Here is a 22,787-nt window from a genome sequence, read left to right on the forward strand (position 1 = left end):
GGGCTTTTTTTATTTCTAAGGAGTGGTCATGGACCAGAAGGAACTCAGGAAATGGGAAGCGAAATGCATCCAGGAGGAGCCCCCCAAATGCAAGGCCGGGTGTCCCCTGGGAGTTGATGCCAGAGCTTTCGCCCAGGCAATGGCCAAGGGCGATCTTGGCGCTGCGAGGACCGTGCTCGAAAAGAGCATGCCTCTTGCGGCGATTACGGCCCGATTGTGCGAGGCGCCCTGCGAGGAATTCTGCGTCCGGGGGGATCTTGGAGGAGCCGTGGCCCTTGGAGGGCTTGAGCGCCTGTGCATCCGGGAGACCCGGCCCAAAGGCAAGCTTCTGCGTCTTCCCGCCCGCCCCCGCAAGGTGGCGGTGTTCGGGGCAGGGCCGAGCGGCCTGGCCGTGGCCTTTGATCTGGGCAAGAAAGGTTACCCCGTGACCGTGTACCATGTCGGCGAGGCTCCCGGCGGGTGGCTTCGCGATCTTCCCGAGGCCGACCTGCCGACGCGGGTGCTCGACGAGGAGCTGTCCAGGCTCGCCTCCCTGCATGTGACCTACGTGTCCGTCCCCGTCATGGATTTGGCCCTGGTCGAAGCGCATCCCGCCGACGCGGTGTATGTGGGTCAGGATGACGCACTTGCTCCGGAACTCCTGGCCTTGCTCGGTTCTCCTGATCCCGACACCTTTGCGCTGGAGCGTCCGGGCTGGTTCACGGGCGCGCTGGAAGGGCGGTCGCACCGGTTCATCAGCGCTGTTTCCCATGGCCGCGAAGCAGCCGTTTCCATCGACCGCTACCTGCAGAACGCCTCCCTGACCTCAAGCCGCGTTTTTCTGCGCAGGGGCCAGACATCGCTTTTTACCCGGACCACGGACATTGCCCCTGTCCAGAGGGTTGTCCCGGCCGACGGCGTCGCATTCACCACAGAGGAGGGCCTGCTCGAAGCGGCGCGCTGCATCGACTGCCAGTGTCTGGAGTGCGTGCGGCACTGCGTGTATCTGTCCGAGTACGGCGGGTATCCCAAGAGTTATGCACGCCGTGTCTTCAACAATTCGGCCATAGTGAAGGGTGGGGGCGTGCATCAGGCCAACACGTTCATCAATTCCTGCTCCCTGTGTGGGCAGTGCGAAACGCTGTGTCCCAACGACTTTTCCATGGCCGACATGTGCCTGGACGCAAGGCGACTGATGGTGCGCGACAACCGCATGCCGCCGTCGGCCCACTGGTTCGCCCTGGAGGAGATGCGCTCGGCAGCGAGCGAACAGGCCGCCTTTATCAGGCATGCGCCCGGAGCACCGGACAGCGCAATGCTCTTCTTTCCGGGTTGCCAGCTCTCCGGCATCCGTCCAGACCAGACCCTGCGCCTTTACGACCGCCTGCTGGAGATGGAGCCGCGCACGGGCATCTGGCTCGACTGCTGCGGCGCTCCCGCCCACTGGGCAGGGCGCGAGGACGAGTTCGCGGCCGTGCTGGGCAAGCTGGAGGAGGCCTTCAAAACCATGGGCAGCCCCAGGGTCGTCACGGCCTGTTCGACCTGTCTCAAGATGTTTCGCGAACACCTGCCGGCATTCGGGGCCGAATCGGTCTGGACCCTGCTGGCGGGCGAGGCCCTGATTCCCGGCGAGCCCCGTGAGCCTCTGGCCCTGTCCGATCCCTGCACATCGCGGCACGACGCCGCCACGCGCGGGGCCGTGCACGCCGTGCTGGAGAAGCTCGGGCAGCCCCTGGCGCCGTTGGCCATGTCCGGCGAGCTGACGGAATGTTGCGGCTTTGGCGGCCTGATGGACAACGCCAACCCTGCCCTGGCCCGCAAGGTCGCCCAGGCGAGAGTGGCCCAGTCCGAGGCCTCTTTTCTGACCTACTGCGCCATGTGCCGCGATCAGCTGGCCAAGACCGGCAAGCCCGTCCTGTACATCCTTGACCTGCTTTTTCCTGATCTGGCCCACGGTGCTACCGAACCGCCCGCCGGCATCTCGGCCCGGCGCGTGAACCGGCGCAGGCTCAAGGACGCTCTCCAGGGCCGGCACGGCCGCGAGGGCATGCCGCGTCAGCCCTTTGAGGACGTGTCCCTGGTTTATTCCACGGAAGTGGCCGAACTCTTGGAGACCCGGCGCATTCTCGAAGACGACCTGCGCCAGGTCCTGCACAAGGTCCGAAACGGCGGGAAATGTCTGGTCCATGGCGAAGACGGCCGCAGGATTGTCGCGGCCGAACTGGGTGAGGTCACCTACTGGGTGGAATTCAGGCACGTAAAGGATGGTTTCGAGGTCCTGCGGGCCTGGTCTCATCGCATGCGCATCGCGGGAGGGCGGATATGAGCAGTCTTACGTTCGAGCCCAAGGACATGAACTGGGTCTGCGAGCCCTGCGGCCAGGCCCTGGAGCTTGGCCGCGTGGAACTCACGTATCTGGGCAACTCCTTTCATGTGGAGTTGCCGGTCTGTGCCAGGTGCGGAGCGGTGTACATCTACGAAGAGCTGGCCATGGGGCGGATCTTCGAAGTGGAGCAGTTGCTTGAGGACAAATGAACTTTATGCCTCGCCTCCGGTGCGCAAGTTTCTCGGCCCGGCGCTGCGTCCGGGCGGCGAGAGGCTGACCCGGCTCATGCTGGAGCTGGCAGGCCCGCTGCACGGCGCGCTGGCTCTGGACGCCGGATGCGGTTGCGGGGCGACCCTGGCGCTGCTCAGGGAACATGGGGCCAGGGCCGTGGGTTTGGACTTGAATGCGGCTTTGCTGCGCGAAGCCGGAGACGTGGATGCGCGCGTCGCACAGGCTGATTTGGCCGATCTGCCGTTGCCGGACGCATGCCTGGACCTCGTTCTGTGTGAATGCGTCTGGAACCTGACCGACAAGGAGCGCGTGCTGGCGGAATTTCGCCGGGTCCTCAGGCCGGGAGGAACGCTCGCACTGGCCGACATTTACGCGCGCGGGTGCCGCACCGGGGATTGGCCCGTGCGCTGCTGTTTCGCGCAGGCCACGGATCTGCAGACGGTGATGGAGCAGGTTGCCGGAGCCGGATTCGAGATCGATGTGGTCGAGGAGCACACGGAATTGCTCAAGAAGACCGCTGCCGATTTCGTGTTCCGGCACGGCTCCCTGCACGGCTTCTGGCAGGCCGTGACCGGCGACCCGGTGCTGGCGCAGATGGCCTGCGACGCCTCGCGGGCATCGAAGCCGGGTTTGTTTCTGCTGATTGGGCATGCCAGGAAAGTTACATAAGTCCTATAGGACCTATAAGACCTATGGGACCTATAGAGCACTTTGTTTTATTTAAACAAATACCGAGGCCGACATGAACGAATACGATCTCGACATCCTGCGCCTGCACACCCAGGGTTTTTGCTGCGCGCAGATCGTCGTGCAGATGGCTCTGGAGATGCAAGGTGCTGAAAATCCGGGTCTCATCCGGGCCATGTCTGGACTGTGCGTGGGTTTCTCGTCCGCTCGGGGCGCGTGTGGAGCCTTGACCGGAGCAGCCTGTCTCATTGCCTATTATGCGGGAAAGGGTACGGCCGATGAACAAGCGCACGACAGATTGCCCCTCATGCTGACCGAACTCGCGGATTGGTTCGAGGAATACGCCACGGAACGCTTCGGAGGCATGGCCTGCTCGGCCATCGTGCCCTACGGCAAGCCGGATGCATCCATCTGCGGCGGCCTTGTCTCCGAGTGTTTCGGCAGGGCCATGACCATCCTGGTTGAAAACGGATTTGACCCTTCGAGCGATGTTCATGAGTAAGGTTTTGGGTTCGATCCGGAGCGTGTGTCCGGAATGTCTGGGCAGGGTGACCGGGGAGCTGGTGCAGACCGGGGATGTCGTGCGCATGGTCAAGAGATGTCCCGAGCATGGAGAGTATACGACAGTTGTCTGGCGAGGGAATCCGGCATTTTCAAGCTGGGTGCGGCCCAAGATTCCTTTTGGCGGTGGTGTGCGCGAATCGGTCGGCAATGGCTGCCCCTATGACTGCGGCCTGTGCGCGCGCCATGCCCAGCGCACCTGCACGGCATTGGTCGAGATCACCTCGCGCTGCAACCTGCACTGTCCGGTATGCTTCGCCGACAGCGGCGGGGCAGAAAAAGATCCGGATCATGACGTCCTGCGGCGCATGTTCGAGCAGACCATGGCCCGCACCGGCGGCTGCAACCTGCAACTCTCCGGCGGGGAGCCGACTGTGCGCGATGATCTGCCGGACATCGTGCGCCTGGCCAAGCGTGCCGGGTTCGGGTTTGTGCAGCTCAATACCAACGGGCTGCGTCTGGCCGAAGATCCGGCCTTGGCCGGAAAGCTCGCCGAGGCCGGGCTGTCGTCGATTTTCTTGCAGTTTGACGGCGTGCGCGACGAGGTCTTTCGCGCCTTGCGCGGCCGGGATCTGCTGGAGACAAAGAAAAGGGCCATGGACCACGCGGCCGGAGCGGGACTCGGCATCGTGCTCGTGCCGACCGTGGCGCGCGGCGTGAACGTCGATCAGCTGTGGGATATCGTCCGGTTCGGGCTTGAGCGTCAGCCCCATGTGCGCGGAGTGCATTTTCAGCCCATGAGTTATTTCGGTCGCTTTCCCGCTGATTTTTCACCGGAGCACGTCACCTTGCCCGAGGTCATGACCGGCCTGTGCGAGCAAAGCGGCGGCGAGATCAAGGCGGGAGATTTTTTGCCTCCGGGCTGCGAGCACGCCCTGTGCTCCTTCTCGGGCAAGTTCATGACGCGCGAGGACGGCGCGCTCATGCGCATGGGCAGCGGGACTTGCGACTGCACCCCAAGGCCCGCCGAGGCCGGAGCGCTGAAGTCCATTGGCGTCACGGCCCGTCAATGGTCCGCTCCGGTGGTCCCGGAGGCTCAGTCTTCAGATTGTTCCCGCACGTCCCCGGACACCTCGCCTGGCGACGACCTGGATCGTTTTCTGGCCCGCGCCCGGACGCATTCCTTCACCATTTCGGGCATGGCCTTTCAGGACGCCTGGACCCTCAATCTGGACCGCTTGCAGGGGTGCTGCATCCACGTGGCCCAGCCCGACGGGCGGCTCATCCCCTTTTGTGCCTTCAATCTGACGTCCAGGGATGGCCGCAGCCTGTATCGCGGTACCGTATGAAGCCAAGCAGCGTGGACGCCTTGTCGGCCAGGCGCCTCGGCCTTGCCTGGCCTCCGGACCGGGAGCGGATTGAGACCGCGCGCATGGAAGCGCTCAGAAGCACCGTGGCCCACGCACGGCAAAAGAGCTCCTGGTACCGTGAGCGACTGGCGGGTCTGGACCCGGATTGTCTGCGCTCCAGCGTCGATCTTGCGCGTCTTCCCTTTCTGAACGGCGCGGACTTGGCGGCCCACGGCCGAGAGCTGCTCTGCGTCTCCCAGAGCGAGGTGGCACGTATTATCACTTTGCAGACCTCCGGCAGCACCGGCGCGCCCAAAAGGCTGCATTTCACGCGCGAGGACCTGGATTCGACTGTCGATTTTTTTCAGCAAGGCATGTTTTCGCTCATTTCATCCCACGACAAAGTGCTCGCCCTGCTCCCTTTTTCCCTGCCGGACAGCACCGGTGATCTGCTCATCCGTGCCCTGGCAAAAGGGGGCGTGCACTGCGAGGGCGTGTGGCCGCCGACAGACTGGAGGGCTTTGGCCCTGCGCATCCGGGACGAGAATTTTACCAGCATCGTCGGCCTGCCCCAGCACCTCCTGGCTCTGGCCTATGAACTTCCGCACGGCCTGGTGCGCACCATGCTCCTGTGCTCGGATTACGCCCCGCAATCCCTGCGCGCCCGAATCGAGGAAGCCTGCGGCAGCGAGACCTTTCTGCACTACGGCACCACCGAGACGGGACTTGGCGGCGGCGTGGAATGTCTGGCGCACGGCGGCTGTCACATGCGCGAGTCAGACCTCCTGATCGAGATCGTCGACCTGCGCACAGGAGCACCCGTGCCCGAAGGCGAGGTGGGGGAGGTGGTCGTCACCACCCTGAACCGTCAGGCCATGCCGTTGCTGCGTTACCGCACCGGAGACCTGGCCAGCCTCGACACGTCGCCCTGCCTGTGCGGCGGGGTCTCAGCCCGCTTGTGCGACATCCGGGGTCGGCGCAAGGCCTGTCCGATCGCGGGAGGCTACTCCGTGGCCAGCCAGGACCTCGATGATGCCCTCTTTGCGCTGGATGGCCTGCTCGATTATCGCGCCTCCTTGACACGTTCGGCCGGAAGGGATGCAATCAGCGTTGAATTTCTGGCCAGGCCGGGGCATGAGCGCCTGGAGCGGGAGATTCATCGGGCCTTGAAATCGGTGCCTGCCCTGAACATGGCCATGCAAAGCCTGACCTTCGAGGCCGGGCCCGCGCTGCGGGTGGAGTCCTTTTCTCCGTCGCACACCTTGAAACGCACCATCCTTGATAACCGTGGGAGTTGTTCATGAATGATATATTTCAGTCTGTTGTGGAAGTTCTTCGGAAGGGGGAAGACGCTGTTTTCTGTGGCATCGTCGAGAGTTCCGGCTCTGCCCCACGCACTTCCGGGGCGCGCATGCTGGTGCTGTCCGACGGGTCCATCCATGGCTCGGTGGGCGGTGGCCCCGTCGAGGGAGCCTGCCAGGCCAAGGCCGCAAAACTTCTGCAAGGGACAAAGACGCATCACTTTCTGTCCTTTGACCTGAATTCCGTCAAAGCCGCCGATGCGGGGATGGTCTGCGGTGGAGCGGTCAAGGTGCTGCTGCAGCGGGTTTCCGCGGAGCATCTGCCATTTTTCGAAAACATCGTGTGTTTGCAGCGAGAAGGGGAGAGGCCGGTGCTGGTCACCGTCATGCAGCCGAAGCAGGATCCCGTGCTGGCCGTCTGGACGGCGCGCGACGGACTGGCGGGAGCCGCACCGCCTGAAACCCTCGCCGCTGAGCTGGCGCGCAAGGCCGCCAAGACGCGTCAGTCCTTTGGTCTCGAAGAAAGCGGCGTTAGCGTCTTTGCGGAGCCCGTCGTCATGCCGACGGTGCTGCACCTGGTCGGCGCGGGGCATGTGGCCCTGGCCACGGCCAAGGTCGCGGCTTTTGCCGGATTCGAGGTGGTGGTCATGGACGATCGCTCCGAATTTGCCGATCCCGGGCGTTATCCAGAGGCGCGCGAGGTGCGCGTGCTGGAAAATTTCGATGCCTGCCTCGCCGATCTTGGCGCCGACGACTATGTGGTCATCGTCACGCGTGGGCATCTGCACGACCGCGACGTCCTGGCCCAGGCGCTCAAAACCGGGGCCGGGTACATCGGCATGATCGGCAGTCGCAGCAAGCGCGACGCGGTGTACCGTTCGCTTCTGGAGTCCGGCTATACCCAGGCAGACCTGGACCGCGTCTTTTGTCCTATCGGTCTGACCATCGGCGCGGACACGCCCGAGGAAATCGCCGTCAGCATCGTCGGCGAGATGATCCGGGTACGGGCCGGGGTCCCGGCGTGACGGAAGGAGGCACACGCTTCGGGGCCGTCATCCTTGCGGCCGGGTTTTCCTCGCGCATGGGCGATTTCAAACCCCTCATGGACCTCGGCGGCATGGCGGTGCTGGAGCGCTGCGTGCGCATGTTTCGCGACGCAGGCGTCGAGCGGGTCCTGGTAGTCACCGGGCATCGCGCCCCCGAGGTGCGGGCCGAGGCCGGGCGGTTTGGCGTACCCACGATTTACAACGAGGGGTACGAGAAGGGCATGTTTTCCTCCGTGCGCACGGCCGTGTCCGCCATGTCCGGGCACGACGCCTTCTTTCTCCTGCCCGTGGACATCCCGCTGGTCCGTCCTTCCACGGTCACGGCCCTGCTCGACGAGTATGACGGCCGCATCGCCTTTCCCGTCTTCGAGGGAGAACGCGGACATCCGCCCCTCATTCCCGCCGCCCTGATCCCCGCCATCCTGGAACATGACGGCCGGGGCGGTCTGAAGACGCTGCTGGAAGGGTACCGTGCCCTTGATGTTCCGGTCTGGGACAGAGGCATCCTTCTTGATGCCGACACCATGACGGATTTTGCGCTTCTTGAGAGGCGCGCCGCCCGTCTCCATATCGGCGATCGCGGCGAGGCCCTGGCCCTGGCCGCGCAGTCCATGCCCGAGCGGGGCCTCGCACACGGTCTGGCAGTGGCCGCCGTGGCCTTGCGCCTGGGCGGAGAGCTGAACCGGCATGGAGGGAATCTTGATCCGGACCTGATCCACAACGCCGCGCTGCTGCATGACGTGGCCAAGGGCTGTCCCGGGCATGAGGCCGCCGGCGGCGAGCTGCTGGCGCGTTTCGGGCTGTCCGGCTTGTCCTCCATAGTGGCCGCCCATCGCGACGTCCCGCCCCCGGCTTCGGGCGTGCTGACGGAGAAGGAGGTGGTCTGTCTGGCCGACAAGCTGGTGCGCTGCGACAGGCGTGTGGCCGTGCGGGATCGTTTCGGCGAGAAGCTGGCCCTGTACCGCTGCGACGAGGAGGCCTGCGCGGCCATCCGAGGCCGCATGGACAACGCCCTGGCCCTGGTGGCCCTGGTCGAGGCGGCCTGCGGTCGGGGTATCGAGGAGATTCTTGTGGGGGAAGCGGCGTGAGCGAAATCTATCTCATCCGCCACGGCGAGATCACCCAGTCCTCGCCGCGTCGCTTTGTGGGGCAGACGGATCTGCCTCTGACGGACAGGGGGCGGGAGCAGATTGAAAGGGTGGCGCTATTTCTTACCGGCAGGGGCGTGGGGCGGCTGCTGTGCAGCCCGATTTCGCGCTGCGTGGAGAGCGCGGGCATCATCGGCGCGGTTCTGGGGATTGCGCCCGAAATCGTCCCGGACCTGCGCGAGATCGCGCTTGGCGCCTGGGAGGGCCTGACCGTGGACGAGGTGCGCGAGCGTTTCCCGGGCCGCTACGAGGCGCGGGGCCGAAACCTGGCAGGATTCCGTCCGCCGGACGGGGAGAGCTTCGCCGACGTGCAGCGCCGAGCCTGGCCGGCCTTCGAGACGGCCGCCGTCGATCTGGATGAACCTCTGGCCATCGTGGCTCACGGAGGAGTCAACCGCGTGCTCCTGTGCCGCATCCTGGGCATGCCGCTCGAAAACCTGTTCCGCCTGGAGCAGCACTATGCCTGTGTCAATATTCTGCGGGAGGACGACGGTGAGTTCCGCGTGGCGACGATGAACCATTGGGCGGAGTGAACGGACGGGCTGCTCCGGAAATCCGGTCCCGGAGATCATGGAACCGGGACATGCATCCGGTCGGTAAGGAAATAAAAAGGACCGCCGCGTGATTATCGCGGCGGTCCTTTGTGTTGCGAAGCCGGACTCGGAAGGTCAGAAGCGGTAGGCCACGCTCATGCCGACCAGATGGGCGTCGCCGTCCTCGAAGTCGGCGGTTTCGACGTTCCCGCCGCTGACATGGATTTCCGCGCCCTTGCGGTCGATGATCAGCAGATAGGTATAGCCAAGATCCACGCTCCAGGCGTCTCCGTGCCAGCCAAGGCCGGCGGAGAAGAGCTGACGGTCGTTGGCCGGGACCATGTAGTCGGCGCGTTCGGTGCGGACGGGCGTTTCGTCGTAGACGTAGCCGGCTCGCAGATCCCAGGCCGGAGTCAGGGCGTATTCGGCCCCGATCGCCAGTCTCCAGGTGTCTTTCCAGTCCTTGAAGACGGGGCCGGAGGGGTTGACGCCATTGATACGGATGTCCAGTTCCTCGTATGAGGACCAGCCAGTGCGGGTCACGTCCACTTCGATGCTCAGCCTGTCGACGGGGGTCAGGCACATGCCGAGGGACCAGGAGTCCGGCAGGGTGATTTCGCCGTCGGCGTCACCGTTGAGCTTGTCGCCCAAGGTTCCGGGCACGTTGCTTTCGGCCTCGCCGCGCGGATGCACGTCGATGGCGCTGCGGTACATGAGCCCGAAGGACAGCCAGTCCGTCGGTGCATACAGGGTGGAAACGCTGACACCCAGTCCGACGTCGTCGCCCCGGACCTTCAGGTCGTAGGCTCCGGCCACTGTCTTCTTCTGCTCGAAATCGAAATAATTGGCCTCGACGCCAAGGCCGATGGACCAGGTGTCCGTAAGCTTCATGCCGAGCACCGGCGTAACGGAAACGCTCTTGATGCCCGCATAATAGACGCTGCTGCTTCCGGCCCAGTCCTCGTCGAATTCCGTGCCGAGCCCGAAGCGGTTGTAGACGCCGATCCCCAGCCAGTAGCGCTCGCCGAGCTGGTGCACTGCATAGGCATGGGGCAACAGCCAGACATTGTCCTTGCCGTCGGCGCTCTGCCGTCCGTCAATGGACACGGTGGCCATGGGGGCCACGGCCACCAATCCGGTCATGACCTGCGTGCCGTTCAGCCCGGTCATGGCGGCGGGGTTGGACGCCACCACCGAGGCATCGGCCTTTCTGGCCATGGTCGTGCCGCCGAGGGCATTGCCCCGTGCGCTCCATTCGTAAACGGCAAAGCCGGCCGCCGACACCTGCTGTCCCGTCAGCAACAGCGCCAACATGACAGCGGCAACAATTCTCCCCATCGCTCCTCCTCGTTCAGCACAGGTTCATGCGCACCCGCCCGGGCGCGCGACAAGCTCCGGCGCATACGGATTTTTTTCTGTCATCTCAAGGAGAAAGGGTAAAGTGATCGCTCAGTTGCGGCTCATGGATCGCGGCAATGACGGGAGGAAACTCAACAGTAGCGGTGAGTTCAGTCGTTGAGTGTCTGCCGCAAGGGAATTGTCGTGATATTGAACATGCCGCCCATGGAGCGCAGAAAGTCTTCGATACGGGCGATGAGCCGTTTTTCCAGTTCCCGTTCGCTGTGCTTTTCATCGAGTTCCAGAAAATCGAAGGTGTAGCCGTCTCTTACGGCCAGCTTGGCCTGGTTGCGGAGCGCCGGCGTCAGCGCCTGTTCGAAATTGTGCTGGCCGGGAAGGGATTTCTCGTCGTTCTCATAATGACAAGGTGTTGGCTCCCCCCGATTTCTCGCACAAGTGGTGCGAGTTTTATGTGTGCATCGTAGGACTAGAAAAACGGATCACGGCAAGGGTCATGTCGTCGGCCTTTTTCTCCGTTCCCCGAAAGGCGTTCACGGCGTCGATGATCTCCCGGATGATCCCGGCGGCCGGGAGATCATGGTGGGTGCGGATGGTGTCCTTGAGGCGCTGCTTGCCGAACATCTCCCCGTCCGCTGACATCGTCTCCCAGATGCCGTCCGTGCCGATGAAGATGATCCGGCCCTCGGGCAGGCCGGGGCGCTCGTGCAGCTCGAAGTCGGTTTGCCTGATGACGCCGAGGGGCAGGCCTTCCCCACGGAGCTCCTCGAATCTGTCTTCGACCGGGGAATAGACCAGGGCCGGATCGTGCCCCGCCCGGACCCAGCGGATGGCCCCGCTTTCAGTCAGTTCCAGCAGGAACAGGGTCATGAACCGCCCCGTGCGGTCCGTGTCCTCGGCCACAAGCTCGTTCACGCGCCCGACGATATCGTCCAGACCCTTGCCGCAGGCTGCCTGGCTCCGGATGTAGGCCCTGGCCGAAGCCATCATCAGGGCGGCCGGGATGCCGTGTCCGCTGACATCGCCGACGGCGATGACGAGACTCTTCCCATCCGCGCCTTGTCTGGGGATGAAGCCGTAGTAATCGCCTCCGGTCTCGTGGCAGTACTCGCTGACGGCGGCGATGTCGTGCCCGCCGAACCGTGGACTTTCCGTTGGCAGGAGGTTCTGCTGGATCTGCTGCGCCACTTCCAGGGCGTTCTTGATGTGAATCCGGTCTTCGAGTTCAGGGACCATGCGGTTGAAGGCCTTTCCGAGCTGTCCTATTTCGTCCTTGCCCCGCACGTCGGCTCGCGCCGCGAAGTCGCCACGGGCGATCCTGGCCACAGCGGTGGCGAGCATGGAGATGTTGCGCGTGAAGAGCTTGGACAGGATGAAGGCCACGGCGCAGACAACCCCGCCCACGATCAGGACGATGACGCCCATGCTCCGGATGTGGCTGCGGATTTGGGCGAGGATGAACTCCCGTGCGGTCAGGGTTTCCCTGACGACATCGGCCTTGGGCACGAGAACCATGAGGGCCGCTCCGCCTGGTTCGATGGGTGCATAGGCCCACAGCGTGTCCTCTCCCTTGGAACGCATGTCGGCGATACCCGAGGTCGTCGCCGTCAGGTCCTGCAGCATGGCGGCGTAGGACTGTACATCGTCGGAAAGGAGCCATGTGTCCGTGCCCGGCCGGCCCCAATGACCGCGCTGGGTTTCCTGGGACTGCTCCCGGGCGACGATCCGCAGCTGCCTTTCCAGCGAGCCGGGGGCGGTTTCCGGGCTGGCCAGAAACGTGGCCGCGTTGTCCGAAAAGATGCCAAGATGCGGGTTCTTGTGGAGAAGTGCGCTCACCGGAACGGCAAGGGTCACGTGGCCCTGGACCGTACCGGTTTCGTCCTTGATGGCGGAGGTGATGTTGAAGACGAGCAGACGGGTGCGCGGGTCGATCTGTGGGTCCGACCACGCAAGCTCCCGGACGTGTTGCGTGTCGGCGTCGCGGTATAGCGGTTCGCGAAGGAACATGCGCGAGGTGGATTTCGGGTAGGTGATCCGTGTCGCGTCGGAAAGCTCGATGTCGATCCAGAGGACGAGATCGCTGTACCTGAACTTCAGATTTTTCAGGACGGGAAGGAGCAGGTCGTGCAGGGATGAGGCCGAGGGATCGGGGATGCTCCGCCGATCGTTTTCGATCTCCATGGAATCAAAGTCGACCTCCAGATTCTGCCGTCCGCTTCTGTGCAGAAAATAATAGTCGTCCCGGGCGGTGAAGACCTGCGCCGCTGACGGCAGAAAGCGGGGTTCGGTCGCGGCGTGCTCGTGTCCGTACAGGATGCCTTCGATCCTGGAGGCGAGAAACTGCGCGTTGGATTCCAGGAGCTGCTGTTCACGCCGCAGGATGCGGGCATGGTCCTCGACGATCCGTTTCAGGGTCGTTCGGGCGGTGTTCATGAGGGCGTTGAAACTCCGGTCCACGAGTCCGTCGCCGAGGGCGGCCAGGTTGTCCCGGAATTGGAAGCCGACCACGAGCAACGGCGCGAGGGAAATGAAGAGCAGCAGTACGAGCAGTTTGTTTCGAATGCCCATGGGTCCTCCACGGAAAGGCGATGCGCTGGGGTGTTGGTCAGTGTATACCAACCCCGGTCAGGGGGGAAGTGCCCCGGACGCGGCGACGAGACTGCCGTCATGATGACGCAGCAGGCCGGACGTAGCGTCTGGAAAGTGAAAACGCCGTCCCGGTTGTCCGGTACGGCGTTTGTCATGCAGATCACGGCCTGGCGCGGGAGGAAGGGCTTTTTAGAAACGCTTGAGCTCTTCCTTGGCCAGGACCGCGTGAATTCCGTCGCTGTCCGCCGGATGGACAAGAAGCGTCGATCTGCCGTTCATGCAGATGGTCTTGAGCTGGTCCGAGATGCGAATGCGTCTTGCGTCCTCGATGGGCGCGTTGTCCGGGGTGCGGATGTCCTCGATGGACTCGTAGCTCCTGAGTTCTCCCGCCGTCATGACCGAGCCGGCTTGCCCCAGATGATACCAGCCCCGGAAGCGACCGTCGTTGCCCTGCAAGCGCAGGCCGATTCCGGCCAGGGCACCGATGATGCCGCCGCCGGTGCCGCCGTGCTCGGACAGGTGTATGCCGAGCTTTTCGGCCAGGGTATACGCCTGGCTTTTGGTCAGTACCTCCTTCTTGGCACGCAGACCGAATGAGATCAGGGCCTTGCAGGTTGCAGCCTCGGGTTCGGGGACGATGCACAGTCCCGGATCTGAGCCTGGCGCGCTGTGCGTTTCAAGGTAGGCGCTCAGGAATTCTGCGTATTTTTCCGGCGCGACGTCGGTCTTGGCCGTAAAGACCATGGAGCTGTTGTGCGAGGTGTAGGGGATGTCCGGGTGCACGAAGAGCTGATGGCGGGAGATCATGGAATATGAGCCCCAGCCCATGGCGGTCATCTCGCGACACGCGGCCTCGACCAGCCACCCTGTGCCCTTGCTTTCCAGATTGTCGGTGTCGTCCATGCAGATCATGAGTTTCATGGGTTCGCTCCTGAATTTTCGGGTTTGGGATTTGCGGAAAGAAGTCCACGGGCTTCAAGTTTGGTCAAAAGGGCCGGAACGGGCAGCGCGCCCAGTGCTCCAAAAATCATTCCGCCGCCGGTCTTGATGGCGGTGCTCATGAACAGCACCTGCACGTCCATGCCGACCATCCACTCCGAAAAGAGTGAGATCGGGGCGCGGGCCGCGGCCGCCAGCAGGCCCGCGACGGCGAAGAAGGCGAGGTTCTTGCGATGGCTTTCCAGGAACGGCACGCAGAAATCGATGACCAGGGCGGGCAGCATGTAGCTGACGATGCCCAGGGGGCCGAGCTTGCCGCTGCCCGTGAACATGCCCAGCAGCCCGGCCATGCCCGCGGCCAGGGTGGCGCTCCAGCGCTTGCGCACGCACAGGGCGGCGAGCATCAGAAAAAGGATCAGAAAAAACATGGAGTGGCCAGGCACCTTGAGGTGCAGGCGCAACATGAGCTTGGTGGACAGAATCAGCAGGGAGCAGAAACCCAGGAAAAGGGATTCCTGCAGGGTGAAGCCGAACATGTGGTTACGCACGGGGCTCTCCGGTTGTATTTGATGGATTGGGGCCGGGCCACACGGTGCGGTCCGGGTGCAGGCCGTACCAGCGGCAGTGGGCGGCCAGGGCCACGTCCTTGGCAAGGACCAGGCTGGAGACGATGGCGGGCAGGCAGATGACGCGCACCAGCGTGCCCCAGTTGGCGGGGTTGACGAGCTCGCGAGGCAGGATGCGGGCCCCGCGCAACACCTGACTTTCATATGTCTGCACCGAGACGCCCCACAGCGTTGGGAAGAAGAATACACAGGTGGAGAGCACGAAACCTACCTTGGCGGGCAGAAAGCGGAGCAGGAGTCTGGCCATCTCCCCGTGATGCGTGGTCTTCATGAGCAGCACTCCCGGCAAGACGAGCAGTACGAGCCGACAGGCGACCAGGGCCCCGTCCGGCAGGCTCTGCACGCCGTATCGAAGCAAATAGAGGGCCATGACCAGCACGACCTGCCAGATGAAGACAAGGACGAGGCGTCTCCAGGGATGGCGATGGGCTCCCGTGGCTACGGCCAGGGCCGCCGTGCCCAGGGTCAGGGCCGTCAGGCTCCAGGGGCCGTGCCAGAACAGGGCGCCCATGGCGAGTGCCATCGCCGCAGTGATGCGAAGGATCAGCCGGGTCTGGCTGACTCGCGTGGTGTGTCGGGATGACCCGTTCAGCATGGGATGAGCCCCATGGCCCGAAGTTCGTGGACGCTGTGCGCCCCATGCACGGCGGGACTGCGGTGCAGGGTGCAGATGACGGACGTGCCGTCAAGGCACGCCTGGTGCAATATGCTCCAGACGCGGGTGGTCGAGGCCGGGTCCAGACCCACGAAGGGGTCGTCCAGCAGGAGCAGTTCCGGCTCCACGGCCAGGACCGAGGCCAGGGCCACGAGATGTTGCTCGCCGTGGCTGAGCAGGAATGGCGGGCGCTCGGCCAGTGCGACCAGATCCAGTTTTTCAAGGATGTCCATGGCCAGTTCACGGCAACGCGCCTTGGGCAGGCCGCGGTACGTCAGGGGAAAGGAGACCTCGTCCAGGACCGTGTCCGCCGTGAGTTGGCGGGCGGGGTTCTGGATCAGCAGTCCGACCCTGCCGCGCAGTCCTTTCGGAGTCGGCGTCAGGCCGAAGACGGAGGCGCTGCCGTCGCTCAGGGACTCAAAGCCCGTCAGGCAGCGCAGCAGCGAGGTCTTGCCCGAGCCGTTACCACCCTTGATGATGGCGATTTCGCCTTGGTGCAGCGTGAAATCGAGCCGTTCCCAGATGCGTTTGTCACCCAGTTCAAGTCGTGCGTTCTCCATGGTCACCACGGCGGTTTTTCCGGGTACGGAGGGAGGGGCGGGCAGGTCAACGGGGGGAGGGACGACGGCGGGCCGCAGAGTCCTGTTCGCGATGCCCAGGATGCGGCCGATGGCGCGCAATGGAGCGGGGTCGTGTTCACACAGAACCACGCTCCCGCCTGCGGCCAGGAAATTTTCGAGGATAGAGTTCAGGGCGTCGATGCCGCCCTGGTCGAGCTGGGCGCAGGGCTCGTCCAGCAGCAGGATATGGGGCTCCATGGTCAGCATGGCCGCCAGGAGGAGTTTGTATTTTTGACCGACGGACAGGGTCCCCACCGGGCGGTCCAGGGGCAGGGTGTCGTGGTCGAGTCCCACGCGGGACATGGCCCCGAGCATGCGCGAGGTAATCTTCTCGGGCGGCACGCGCAGGTTCTCCAGCCCAAAGGCCAGTTCGGACCCTACATCGGCGCAAAGAAGCTGTGTGTCGGGGTTCTGAAGGATGAGCCCAATGCGCCCCGGAAGGGCCTGGGAAACTGGCTGGCCGTCTAGCAGGACCCGGCCAGGTCCCGGCTCGTGCAGGCCGGCCATGGTCCGCAGCAAGGTTGATTTTCCGCATCCCGTGGGGCCGGTGATGCAGACGCATTCCCCGGGGCCGACCTCAAGGTCGACCCCGGAGTAGAGCGGGCCGGTCAGGCCGGCCGCGCCGACATTTTCCAGCGTGAGCGCCATCAGAAGGCGTAGTCGATGCCGCAGTAGAGGGTCCGTCCGGGACGGGGGAAGCCGTAGCTCTCCTCGTAGTCCTCGTCGAAGAGGTTGTTCACCCCTGCATAGACGCTCAATGCCTTGTCCAGGAAGGACTGGCTGATCTTCAGATCGACCACCGTGAAGTCGTCCATGCGTTTCTTCTCGGTCGCGTCGTCGTTGTAGGTGTACTGGTTGGCCACGTACCGGACTCCGGCATACAGAGCGGTGCCGAAGGGGCAGGTGTACTGGGCCTCCAGGGCCACGGTGTCGCGCGGACGGTACTGCAGTTCGTCGCGTTCGGAGTTGTCGGACTTGTCTTCGGAATGCAGGTAGCCGTAGCTCGCCCGGGCCCAGAAGGAGTCGAAGAACCTGTTTTCCAGACCCACTTCGAAGCCTTCGAGGAGGTATTCCTCATAGTTCTCGTAGATATCGGTCGTGTCGTCCTTCTCGATGAGGTTCTCGGCATACGTACGGTACACGGAGCCGGTGAACACGGTCTTGAAGGGCAGTTCCTGGTCCAGGCCGATCTCGAAGTGGCGGGCCACCTCCGGTTCCAGGTCCGGGTTGCCGGAGGTGGCGTCGAAGAGGTTGCGGATGGAGGCGAAGCGCACCTTGCGGGCGTGGTTGGCGGAGATGGTCGTGCCTTCGAAGGGCCGGTAGCTGGCGCCGAGGAGGTAGGTCCAGTCCGTCGCGGTTTCGGACTCGGGGCCGGTCTGGGCCACGTAGCCGCCGCCGGCCACCAGGGTCACCTGTTCGATGGGAGTGATGGTGTATTCCATGGCCGCAGAGTATTCCTGCAGGTCCTTATCCGTATCGATGATGGTCTCGCCTTTCTTCTTCTTGGTGAACCCGGTTTCTTCCCAGCTCTGGTTCTCGCCGCTCAGGGCCGCGGTCAGGACGCCGTATGCGTCGAAGTCGTAGCTGGCACGCATGTTCGTGCCGGCGATGGTGCTGGTGGAGTCGCTCTTGGAAGAGCCGCTCAGGTCGGTCGTGCTGTAAGAATCGTCGTCGTAGCCCTTGGTCAGTTCGTTGCGCTGGTTCGCATAGACGGCCGTGGCGATGGTCAGCGGAAAATCGAACTCGTGGCGCAGGTTGAACTGGGCAGCCAGGTCGCTGTAGTCTTCCAGGCGCTCGTACTTGGCCGTCTTGCCAAAGGGGTCGGTGCTGTCGGTGATGACGGACGGCGGCTTCCCGTAGCTTCCGCCGGTGTACGAGAAGACGGCGCCAAGCTGGGTGCTTGCGTCGATGTTGTAGGCGCCGTTGAAGAAGAAGCTGTTGCGCTCACGGTCGCTGTTCTCGCGGCGGTCGGAGTCCTGGGCCTCGTTTTTGTCGAAATCGTCGGAAATCAGGTAGCCGTTGGAATTGAGCCGGCTCACGCTGCCGAAGAAAAATCCCTTTTCGTTGCCGCCGGAGAGGGATGCCTTGCCTAGGTAGGAATCTTCCTGCCCGGCACGAAGGCCCACGGAGCCGTGCATGCCCTGGTTGCCGCCCTTGGTGATGATGTTGATGACGGCTGCCGTGCCGCCGGAACCGTACAACACCGAACTCGCGCCCTTGGTCAGGATGATGCGGGAAATGTTCTCGGCAGGGATGGATGCAGGATCGAACTGGCCGTCATAGGTGGACTGGAAGGGCACGCCGTTGATCAGAAGCTTGATGTGCCTGGTTCGGAAGCCTCTGATGTCGATGCGCGGAGTTCCATCGGCGGCCGTGCGGATGTACACGCCGGGGAGCATCTGGATGGCCTCGTTCAGGGTCGTCGCGCCACGGGTTTCAATGTCCTTGGCCGTGACCTCGGTGATGTTGGTCACGTCGTCCACGCCCGGTTTGTCGGAAGTCACGACAATTTCGCCCAGAGCATATTCAGGCTCTTGGGCAAGGGCGGGTTGGGCTGCGACCAGGGCGAGGAACAGCAGGAGGGCCAGTTGGAATCGGGGCATGGTAATCCTCGGAAGTAAAGGGTTGGTGGTAGGTTGGCATCAACAGCATGTAATTATGTCTGATTTGGTATAGTTTGAAAAAATTTTAGTCAATAATGTCGAATATGTCAGATGAGGCATAATAAGTTTGTTGGCCCATGCCTCGCCATGCAAGGCGACTCTGGATTGTTGGACAGGGAATTCGTGACGACGTATGGGAGGCACACTCGTGTTTAATGCTGCAAGCAAATAAGGATTTCGCATGAAAGATAAAGACAACAGTGCTTTGGGTCGTTCTCTGTGGCGGCTGGTGCGTTTTGCCCGCCCGCATGCGCGGCGCATAGGCCTCGGGCTTGCCGCCAATGCGGGGGCACGATTTTTCGACCTTCTGCCCATGATCGTGGTCGGGCGCGTGGTGGATACCGTGGCCGGGGCTCTGCGTGAAGGGCAGGTCCTGGCTGGCGCCGATTTTGCTTGGGCAGGCCTTCTGGTGCTGGGTACTTTTGCCGGGCTGGCCGTGTTTCAGAGCGTCAGCGACTACACCCTGGACTCGGCGGCGCAGCGGATTCGCCACGACCTGCGCGTGGATCTCTACACCCATGTGCAGAAGCTGGACGTGTCCTACTTCGAATCCCGCCAGACCGGCGACATCATGGCCGTGCTGGCCGGGGATGTGGACAATCTGGAGCGCTTCTTCTCCGACACGTCCACGAGCATCGTGCGTCTGCTTATAACCTTCACCGGAATCTACGGCATCCTCTTCTGGATGGACTACCACCTTGCGCTGCTGCTCCTTGCGCCCATGCCCATCGCCATCTGGGCCGTGCGCTTCTTCGCCACCCGCGTCGCCCCGCAGTACCGCAAGGCGAGAAAGGCCGTCGGCGACATCAACGCCATCCTGGAAAACAACCTCCAGGGCATGAACGTCATCCAGGCATATTCCGCGCAGGACCACCAGACCGGCCGCATCCGTCTTCGATCCGAGGAATATCGCGACGCTGCCATCCGCGCCGCCCGCGAGCGGGCGCGATTCGTGCCCCTGCTCTACGGGGTGGCGGGGATTGGATACGCGCTCCTGATCGGCGGAGGCGGGTGGATGACATTCGCGGGCATCGGCCCCAGCGTGGGCGATTTCACGACTTTCGTGCTCCTGGCCATGCGCCTCATTCTGCCCCTTTTCGTCTTCGGCATGCTCATCAATCAGATCCAGCAGTCCGAAGCTTCGGCCCTGCGCATCAACGAAATTTTCGATACGACGCCCACGGTGCGCGATCAGGCCAAGGCCTACCCTCTTGACGGGGAACTTCGCCGGGTCGAGGTCCGCGATGTCTGCTTTGCCTATCCGGAGCGCGAGAAGGTTCTGTGCGGAATAAATCTGTGTCTTGAGCGCGGCCGGGTGCTGGGCGTGGTCGGTCCCACCGGGGCGGGCAAGAGCTCCCTCGCCAAGCTCATGCTGCGCTACTACGATCCTTTGGATGGGCAAATTCTGGCCAACGGTCGCGAGCTGTCTTCCGTGACTCTGGACTCATGGCGGGGGCGCATCGGCTATGTTTCGCAGGAGGCCTATCTGTTTCACGGCACGGTGTCCGAGAATATCCGTCTCGGGTCGCCGCTGGCCTCGGATGACGATGTTGTGCGGGCGGCGGACATGGCCGGAGCCGGTGAATTCATCGCCGCATTGCCGCAAGGATACGAAACCATGGTCGGGGACCGGGGCATGAAACTTTCCGGCGGACAGCGGCAGCGCATCTCCCTGGCGCGGGCCATCCTGCGCGATCCGGAGTTTCTGATCCTGGACGAAGCCACCTCCAGCGTGGACACGCGCACGGAGGAGGTCATTCAGAACAATCTCAAAAACCTGCGCGCCGAACGCATCACCCTGGCCATCGCGCACCGTTTGTCCACGGTGCGGCACTGCGACGAGATCGTCGTGGTCGTGGACGGCATCATCGTCGAGCGTGGAACGCACGGGGAACTGGTGGCGGCGGGCGGCGTTTATGCGGGGTTGTGGCAGGTGCAGAGCGGAGAATAGGGGGCTTGGAAGATGGGAGAAGATGGGAATACGGTGCTGGGCGGCGGAGCCTTGCTGGGCGGTTTGCGCTGCGCCGAAACTCCTTCGCGGGCCTCGTAAGGCTTGGCCGTCGCGTGCAGGACGGATGTGTCGGGATGTGCGGTGGACGACGGACAAGCCAACGATGCCTGGCTCAGTCAGACAGTCGGCGCAACACAAACCGACCAGCAAGGCTCCTTGGTGCATGAGATAATAAAAATCCCCGGGAAACTTTTGTTTCCCGGGGATTTTTCAATCTCAAACGAATCGATTCAAAAATGCCGAGCTGATAAAAAACAATGAATGGGGTGCAGGGGACGCGTCCCCTGCCCGCCGGAGGCATCTTCTTCCCCTTATTTCTCTTCGCGCTCCTTGTACCAGGCGCTGGAGTCTTCCATCAGTTTGTTCAGACGGTTGACCATCTTGTGCGGGTCGGCCAGGTAGCCGTCCATGAGCAGGGCGGATTCGTAGAGCTGTTCGATCACGGTGGCCACGAATTCGTCCTTCTCGTCCTTGGCGAAGACCGAGAGCAGGTTGCGCACCAGTTTGTGATCCTGGTTGATCTCGAAGACCTTCTTGGGAATGGAGGTGTCCTTGGTCACCAGCTGCATGATCTTGTGCATCTGGGATGTGGAGCCGTCCGGACTGACCAGGCAGGAAGGGCTCTGGCTCAGGCGCTTGGAGATGCGGGCCTCGGTGATGCGGTCGCCCAGGATTTCCTGCACGCGTTTGAGGAAGCGGTCCATGTCCTGGGATTCCTCTTTGGAGAGTTCCTCGGGCTTGTCCTTTTTCTCGGCGCTGTCGGCGTATTTTTCGATATTCGTGATGTCGGCGTTTTCGGTCGCCTTGAGCTCGAACTCCTTGAATTTGCGCAGGCTGTCCATGACGAACTCGTCCACGGGCTCGTACAGGTAGAGTACTTCCAGGCCCTTGGCGCGGAAGATCTCCAGGTGCGGATTCTGTTCGATGGCTTCGCGGCTGGGGCCGGAGATGTAGTAGATTTCCTTCTGACCTTCCTTGGCCGCCTCGATGTATTCTTCCAGGGAAATGAGCCCGTCCTTGTCCTCATGGCGCGAGGAGTTGAAGCGGAGCAGTTCGCCGAAGGCCTCCTGGTTGGCGAAGTCTGCATATCCGAGCTTGAAGCGTTTGGCGTGCTCGTTCCAGAACTTGACGTAGCGGTCCTTGTCCTGCCCGAGTTTTTTCAGGTGCGAAAGGATCTGCTTGGTCAGGGTGGTGGCGATTTTGCGGATGAGCAGGTTTTCCTGCAGGGTCTCGCGCGAGATGTTCAGCGGCAGGTCCTCGGTGTCGACCACGCCGCGCATGAAGCCGAGATATTCCGGGATGAGGTCCTTGTTCTTGCTCTGGATCAGCACGCGGCGCACGTAAAGGTCCAGTCCGTAGTTCTCGCGATCGAAGCCGAAGGTGTCCTGGCTGCGCGGGGGCACGAAGGCCAGGGCCGAGAACTGCACCGGGGCGTCCACGCTCATGTGCAGGGTGTCCAGGGGTTCCTCCTGGTCGTAGGTCAGGAACTTGTAGAACTCCGTGTACTGTTCGGGGGTGATGGAGAACTTGTTTTCGCGCCACAGTGCCTGCACGGTGTTGGCCTTCTCGCCCTGGACCAGGATGGGGAAGGATATGAAATTGGAGTGCTTCTTGATGATGGACGTGATGCGGTTCTTTTCCGCGAACTCCTTGCCGTCTTCCTTGAGCTGAAGGGTCAGGGTCGTGCCGCGCGGCAGATCCTCTTCCAGTTCGGCTACGGTGTAGGTGCCGAGCCCGTCGGAGGACCATTCCACGGCCTTGGCAGCCGGGTCGAAGGAACGGGTGCGGATGGTGACCTTGTCGGCGACCATGAAGACCGAATAGAAGCCCACGCCGAAGCGGCCGATGATATTGGAGGAGTTGGCCTGGTCGGCCATGGCCTGGCGGATGAATTCGGCGGACCCGGAATGGGCGATGGTGCCGATATTGCGGACCAGTTCATCCATGGTCATGCCGACGCCGGTGTCCGCGATGGTGAGGGTGTGGTTTTCCTCGTCCGCGGTGATGGAGATCTGCAGTTCAAGATCGGGGTTTGCGATCTCGGCCGAGCGGGCCTGCTCGAAGCGCAGCTTGTCGAGGGCATCCGAGGCGTTGGAGACCAGCTCTCGCAGAAATATTTCCCGGCTTGTGTAGATGGAATGAGTAATGATATCGAGTAATTGCTTGATTTCTGTCTTAAACTCGAACTGTTGTGCCTGAGACATAAATGCTCCTTCTGGTTTGGAAA

The 22,787-nt window shown here is 62.9% G+C and carries 20 protein-coding genes; 11 read left to right on the top strand and 9 right to left on the bottom strand.

Annotated elements, in window-relative coordinates; genetic code table 11:
• The first annotated feature begins 28 nt into the window (after positions 1-28).
• From H4684_RS16375 to H4684_RS16415, 9 genes are all read left to right on the top strand, one after another.
• On the top strand, positions 29-2,305 hold the full coding sequence (locus H4684_RS16375; protein ID WP_192624577.1) for a pyridine nucleotide-disulfide oxidoreductase/dicluster-binding protein: 2,277 nt from the start codon (positions 29-31) through the stop codon (positions 2,303-2,305).
• Positions 2,302-2,514, top strand: coding sequence for a DVU_1557 family redox protein (locus tag H4684_RS16380; protein WP_092191465.1), 213 nt, complete (start codon positions 2,302-2,304; stop codon positions 2,512-2,514). Before H4684_RS16375 ends, H4684_RS16380 begins: the two co-directional genes overlap by 4 nt.
• A complete protein-coding gene (gene trsM / locus H4684_RS16385) occupies positions 2,501-3,205 on the top strand; it encodes a DVU_1556 family methyltransferase (RefSeq protein ID WP_192624578.1) in 705 nt (234 codons plus the stop codon). Before H4684_RS16380 ends, trsM begins: the two co-directional genes overlap by 14 nt.
• A 73-nt stretch (positions 3,206-3,278) precedes the next feature.
• A complete protein-coding gene (locus H4684_RS16390; protein WP_192624579.1) occupies positions 3,279-3,725 on the top strand; it encodes a DVU_1555 family C-GCAxxG-C-C protein in 447 nt (148 codons plus the stop codon).
• Entirely contained in the window at positions 3,718-5,073 is a 1,356-nt protein-coding gene (gene trsS / locus H4684_RS16395; RefSeq protein ID WP_192624580.1) for a radical SAM (seleno)protein TrsS, read from the top strand. The genes H4684_RS16390 and trsS overlap by 8 nt, the downstream gene beginning before the upstream one ends.
• Complete coding sequence (locus H4684_RS16400) at positions 5,070-6,377, top strand: DVU_1553 family AMP-dependent CoA ligase (RefSeq protein ID WP_192624581.1); 1,308 nt, start codon at positions 5,070-5,072, stop codon at positions 6,375-6,377. The genes trsS and H4684_RS16400 overlap by 4 nt, the downstream gene beginning before the upstream one ends.
• Positions 6,374-7,399 (top strand): XdhC family aldehyde oxidoreductase maturation factor, encoded by a 1,026-nt coding sequence (locus tag H4684_RS16405; RefSeq protein WP_192624582.1) that lies wholly within the window; start codon positions 6,374-6,376, stop codon positions 7,397-7,399. The genes H4684_RS16400 and H4684_RS16405 overlap by 4 nt, the downstream gene beginning before the upstream one ends.
• Complete coding sequence (locus H4684_RS16410; RefSeq protein ID WP_318779651.1) at positions 7,396-8,508, top strand: DVU_1551 family NTP transferase; 1,113 nt, start codon at positions 7,396-7,398, stop codon at positions 8,506-8,508. Before H4684_RS16405 ends, H4684_RS16410 begins: the two co-directional genes overlap by 4 nt.
• The gene (locus H4684_RS16415) at positions 8,505-9,101 is read left to right on the top strand and encodes a histidine phosphatase family protein (protein ID WP_192624583.1); all 597 of its coding nucleotides are present in this window, start codon (positions 8,505-8,507) and stop codon (positions 9,099-9,101) included. Before H4684_RS16410 ends, H4684_RS16415 begins: the two co-directional genes overlap by 4 nt.
• Positions 9,102-9,236: 135 nt before the next feature.
• Here the strand turns inward: H4684_RS16415 and H4684_RS16420 are convergent, their stop codons facing one another.
• The 8 genes from H4684_RS16420 to H4684_RS16455 form a co-directional block, all read right to left on the bottom strand.
• Positions 9,237-10,439 (bottom strand): OmpP1/FadL family transporter, encoded by a 1,203-nt coding sequence (locus H4684_RS16420; protein WP_192624584.1) that lies wholly within the window; start codon positions 10,437-10,439, stop codon positions 9,237-9,239.
• Between the two features lie 170 nt (positions 10,440-10,609).
• Positions 10,610-10,807: a PDDEXK nuclease domain-containing protein gene (locus H4684_RS16425; protein ID WP_318779652.1), complete on the bottom strand. Its 198-nt coding sequence runs from the start codon at positions 10,805-10,807 to the stop codon at positions 10,610-10,612.
• A gap of 100 nt (positions 10,808-10,907) precedes the next feature.
• The gene (locus H4684_RS16430) at positions 10,908-13,025 is read right to left on the bottom strand and encodes a PP2C family protein-serine/threonine phosphatase (RefSeq protein WP_192624585.1); all 2,118 of its coding nucleotides are present in this window, start codon (positions 13,023-13,025) and stop codon (positions 10,908-10,910) included.
• A 210-nt stretch (positions 13,026-13,235) separates the two neighbouring features.
• Positions 13,236-13,967 carry a hypothetical protein gene (locus H4684_RS16435; RefSeq protein WP_192624586.1) on the bottom strand — a complete coding sequence of 244 codons (732 nt, stop codon included), beginning with the start codon at positions 13,965-13,967 and terminating at the stop codon, positions 13,236-13,238.
• Entirely contained in the window at positions 13,964-14,533 is a 570-nt protein-coding gene (locus H4684_RS16440; RefSeq protein WP_192624587.1) for an ECF transporter S component, read from the bottom strand. The genes H4684_RS16435 and H4684_RS16440 overlap by 4 nt, the downstream gene beginning before the upstream one ends.
• Complete coding sequence (locus H4684_RS16445) at positions 14,526-15,206, bottom strand: hypothetical protein (RefSeq protein WP_192624588.1); 681 nt, start codon at positions 15,204-15,206, stop codon at positions 14,526-14,528. Before H4684_RS16445 ends, H4684_RS16440 begins: the two co-directional genes overlap by 8 nt.
• The gene (locus tag H4684_RS16450) at positions 15,200-16,534 is read right to left on the bottom strand and encodes an ATP-binding cassette domain-containing protein (protein WP_192624589.1); all 1,335 of its coding nucleotides are present in this window, start codon (positions 16,532-16,534) and stop codon (positions 15,200-15,202) included. Before H4684_RS16450 ends, H4684_RS16445 begins: the two co-directional genes overlap by 7 nt.
• Positions 16,534-18,489, bottom strand: a complete 1,956-nt coding sequence (locus tag H4684_RS16455; RefSeq protein WP_192624590.1) for a TonB-dependent receptor plug domain-containing protein — start codon at positions 18,487-18,489, stop codon at positions 16,534-16,536. The genes H4684_RS16450 and H4684_RS16455 overlap by 1 nt, the downstream gene beginning before the upstream one ends.
• Before the next feature lie 241 nt (positions 18,490-18,730).
• Here H4684_RS16455 and H4684_RS16460 point away from each other — a divergent pair, with 241 nt between their 5' ends.
• Together H4684_RS16460 and H4684_RS16465 are read left to right on the top strand one after the other, a co-directional pair.
• Positions 18,731-20,500, top strand: a complete 1,770-nt coding sequence (locus tag H4684_RS16460; protein ID WP_192624591.1) for an ABC transporter ATP-binding protein — start codon at positions 18,731-18,733, stop codon at positions 20,498-20,500.
• A 141-nt stretch (positions 20,501-20,641) separates the two neighbouring features.
• Entirely contained in the window at positions 20,642-20,821 is a 180-nt protein-coding gene (locus H4684_RS16465) for a hypothetical protein (RefSeq protein ID WP_192624592.1), read from the top strand.
• Between the two features lie 50 nt (positions 20,822-20,871).
• Here the strand turns inward: H4684_RS16465 and htpG are convergent, their stop codons facing one another.
• Positions 20,872-22,764: a molecular chaperone HtpG gene (gene htpG, locus H4684_RS16470; protein ID WP_092191391.1), complete on the bottom strand. Its 1,893-nt coding sequence runs from the start codon at positions 22,762-22,764 to the stop codon at positions 20,872-20,874.
• Positions 22,765-22,787: the final 23 nt, after the last annotated feature.

Source organism: Desulfomicrobium macestii (assembly GCF_014873765.1).
GTDB classification, from domain to species: Bacteria; Desulfobacterota; Desulfovibrionia; order Desulfovibrionales; family Desulfomicrobiaceae; genus Desulfomicrobium; species Desulfomicrobium macestii.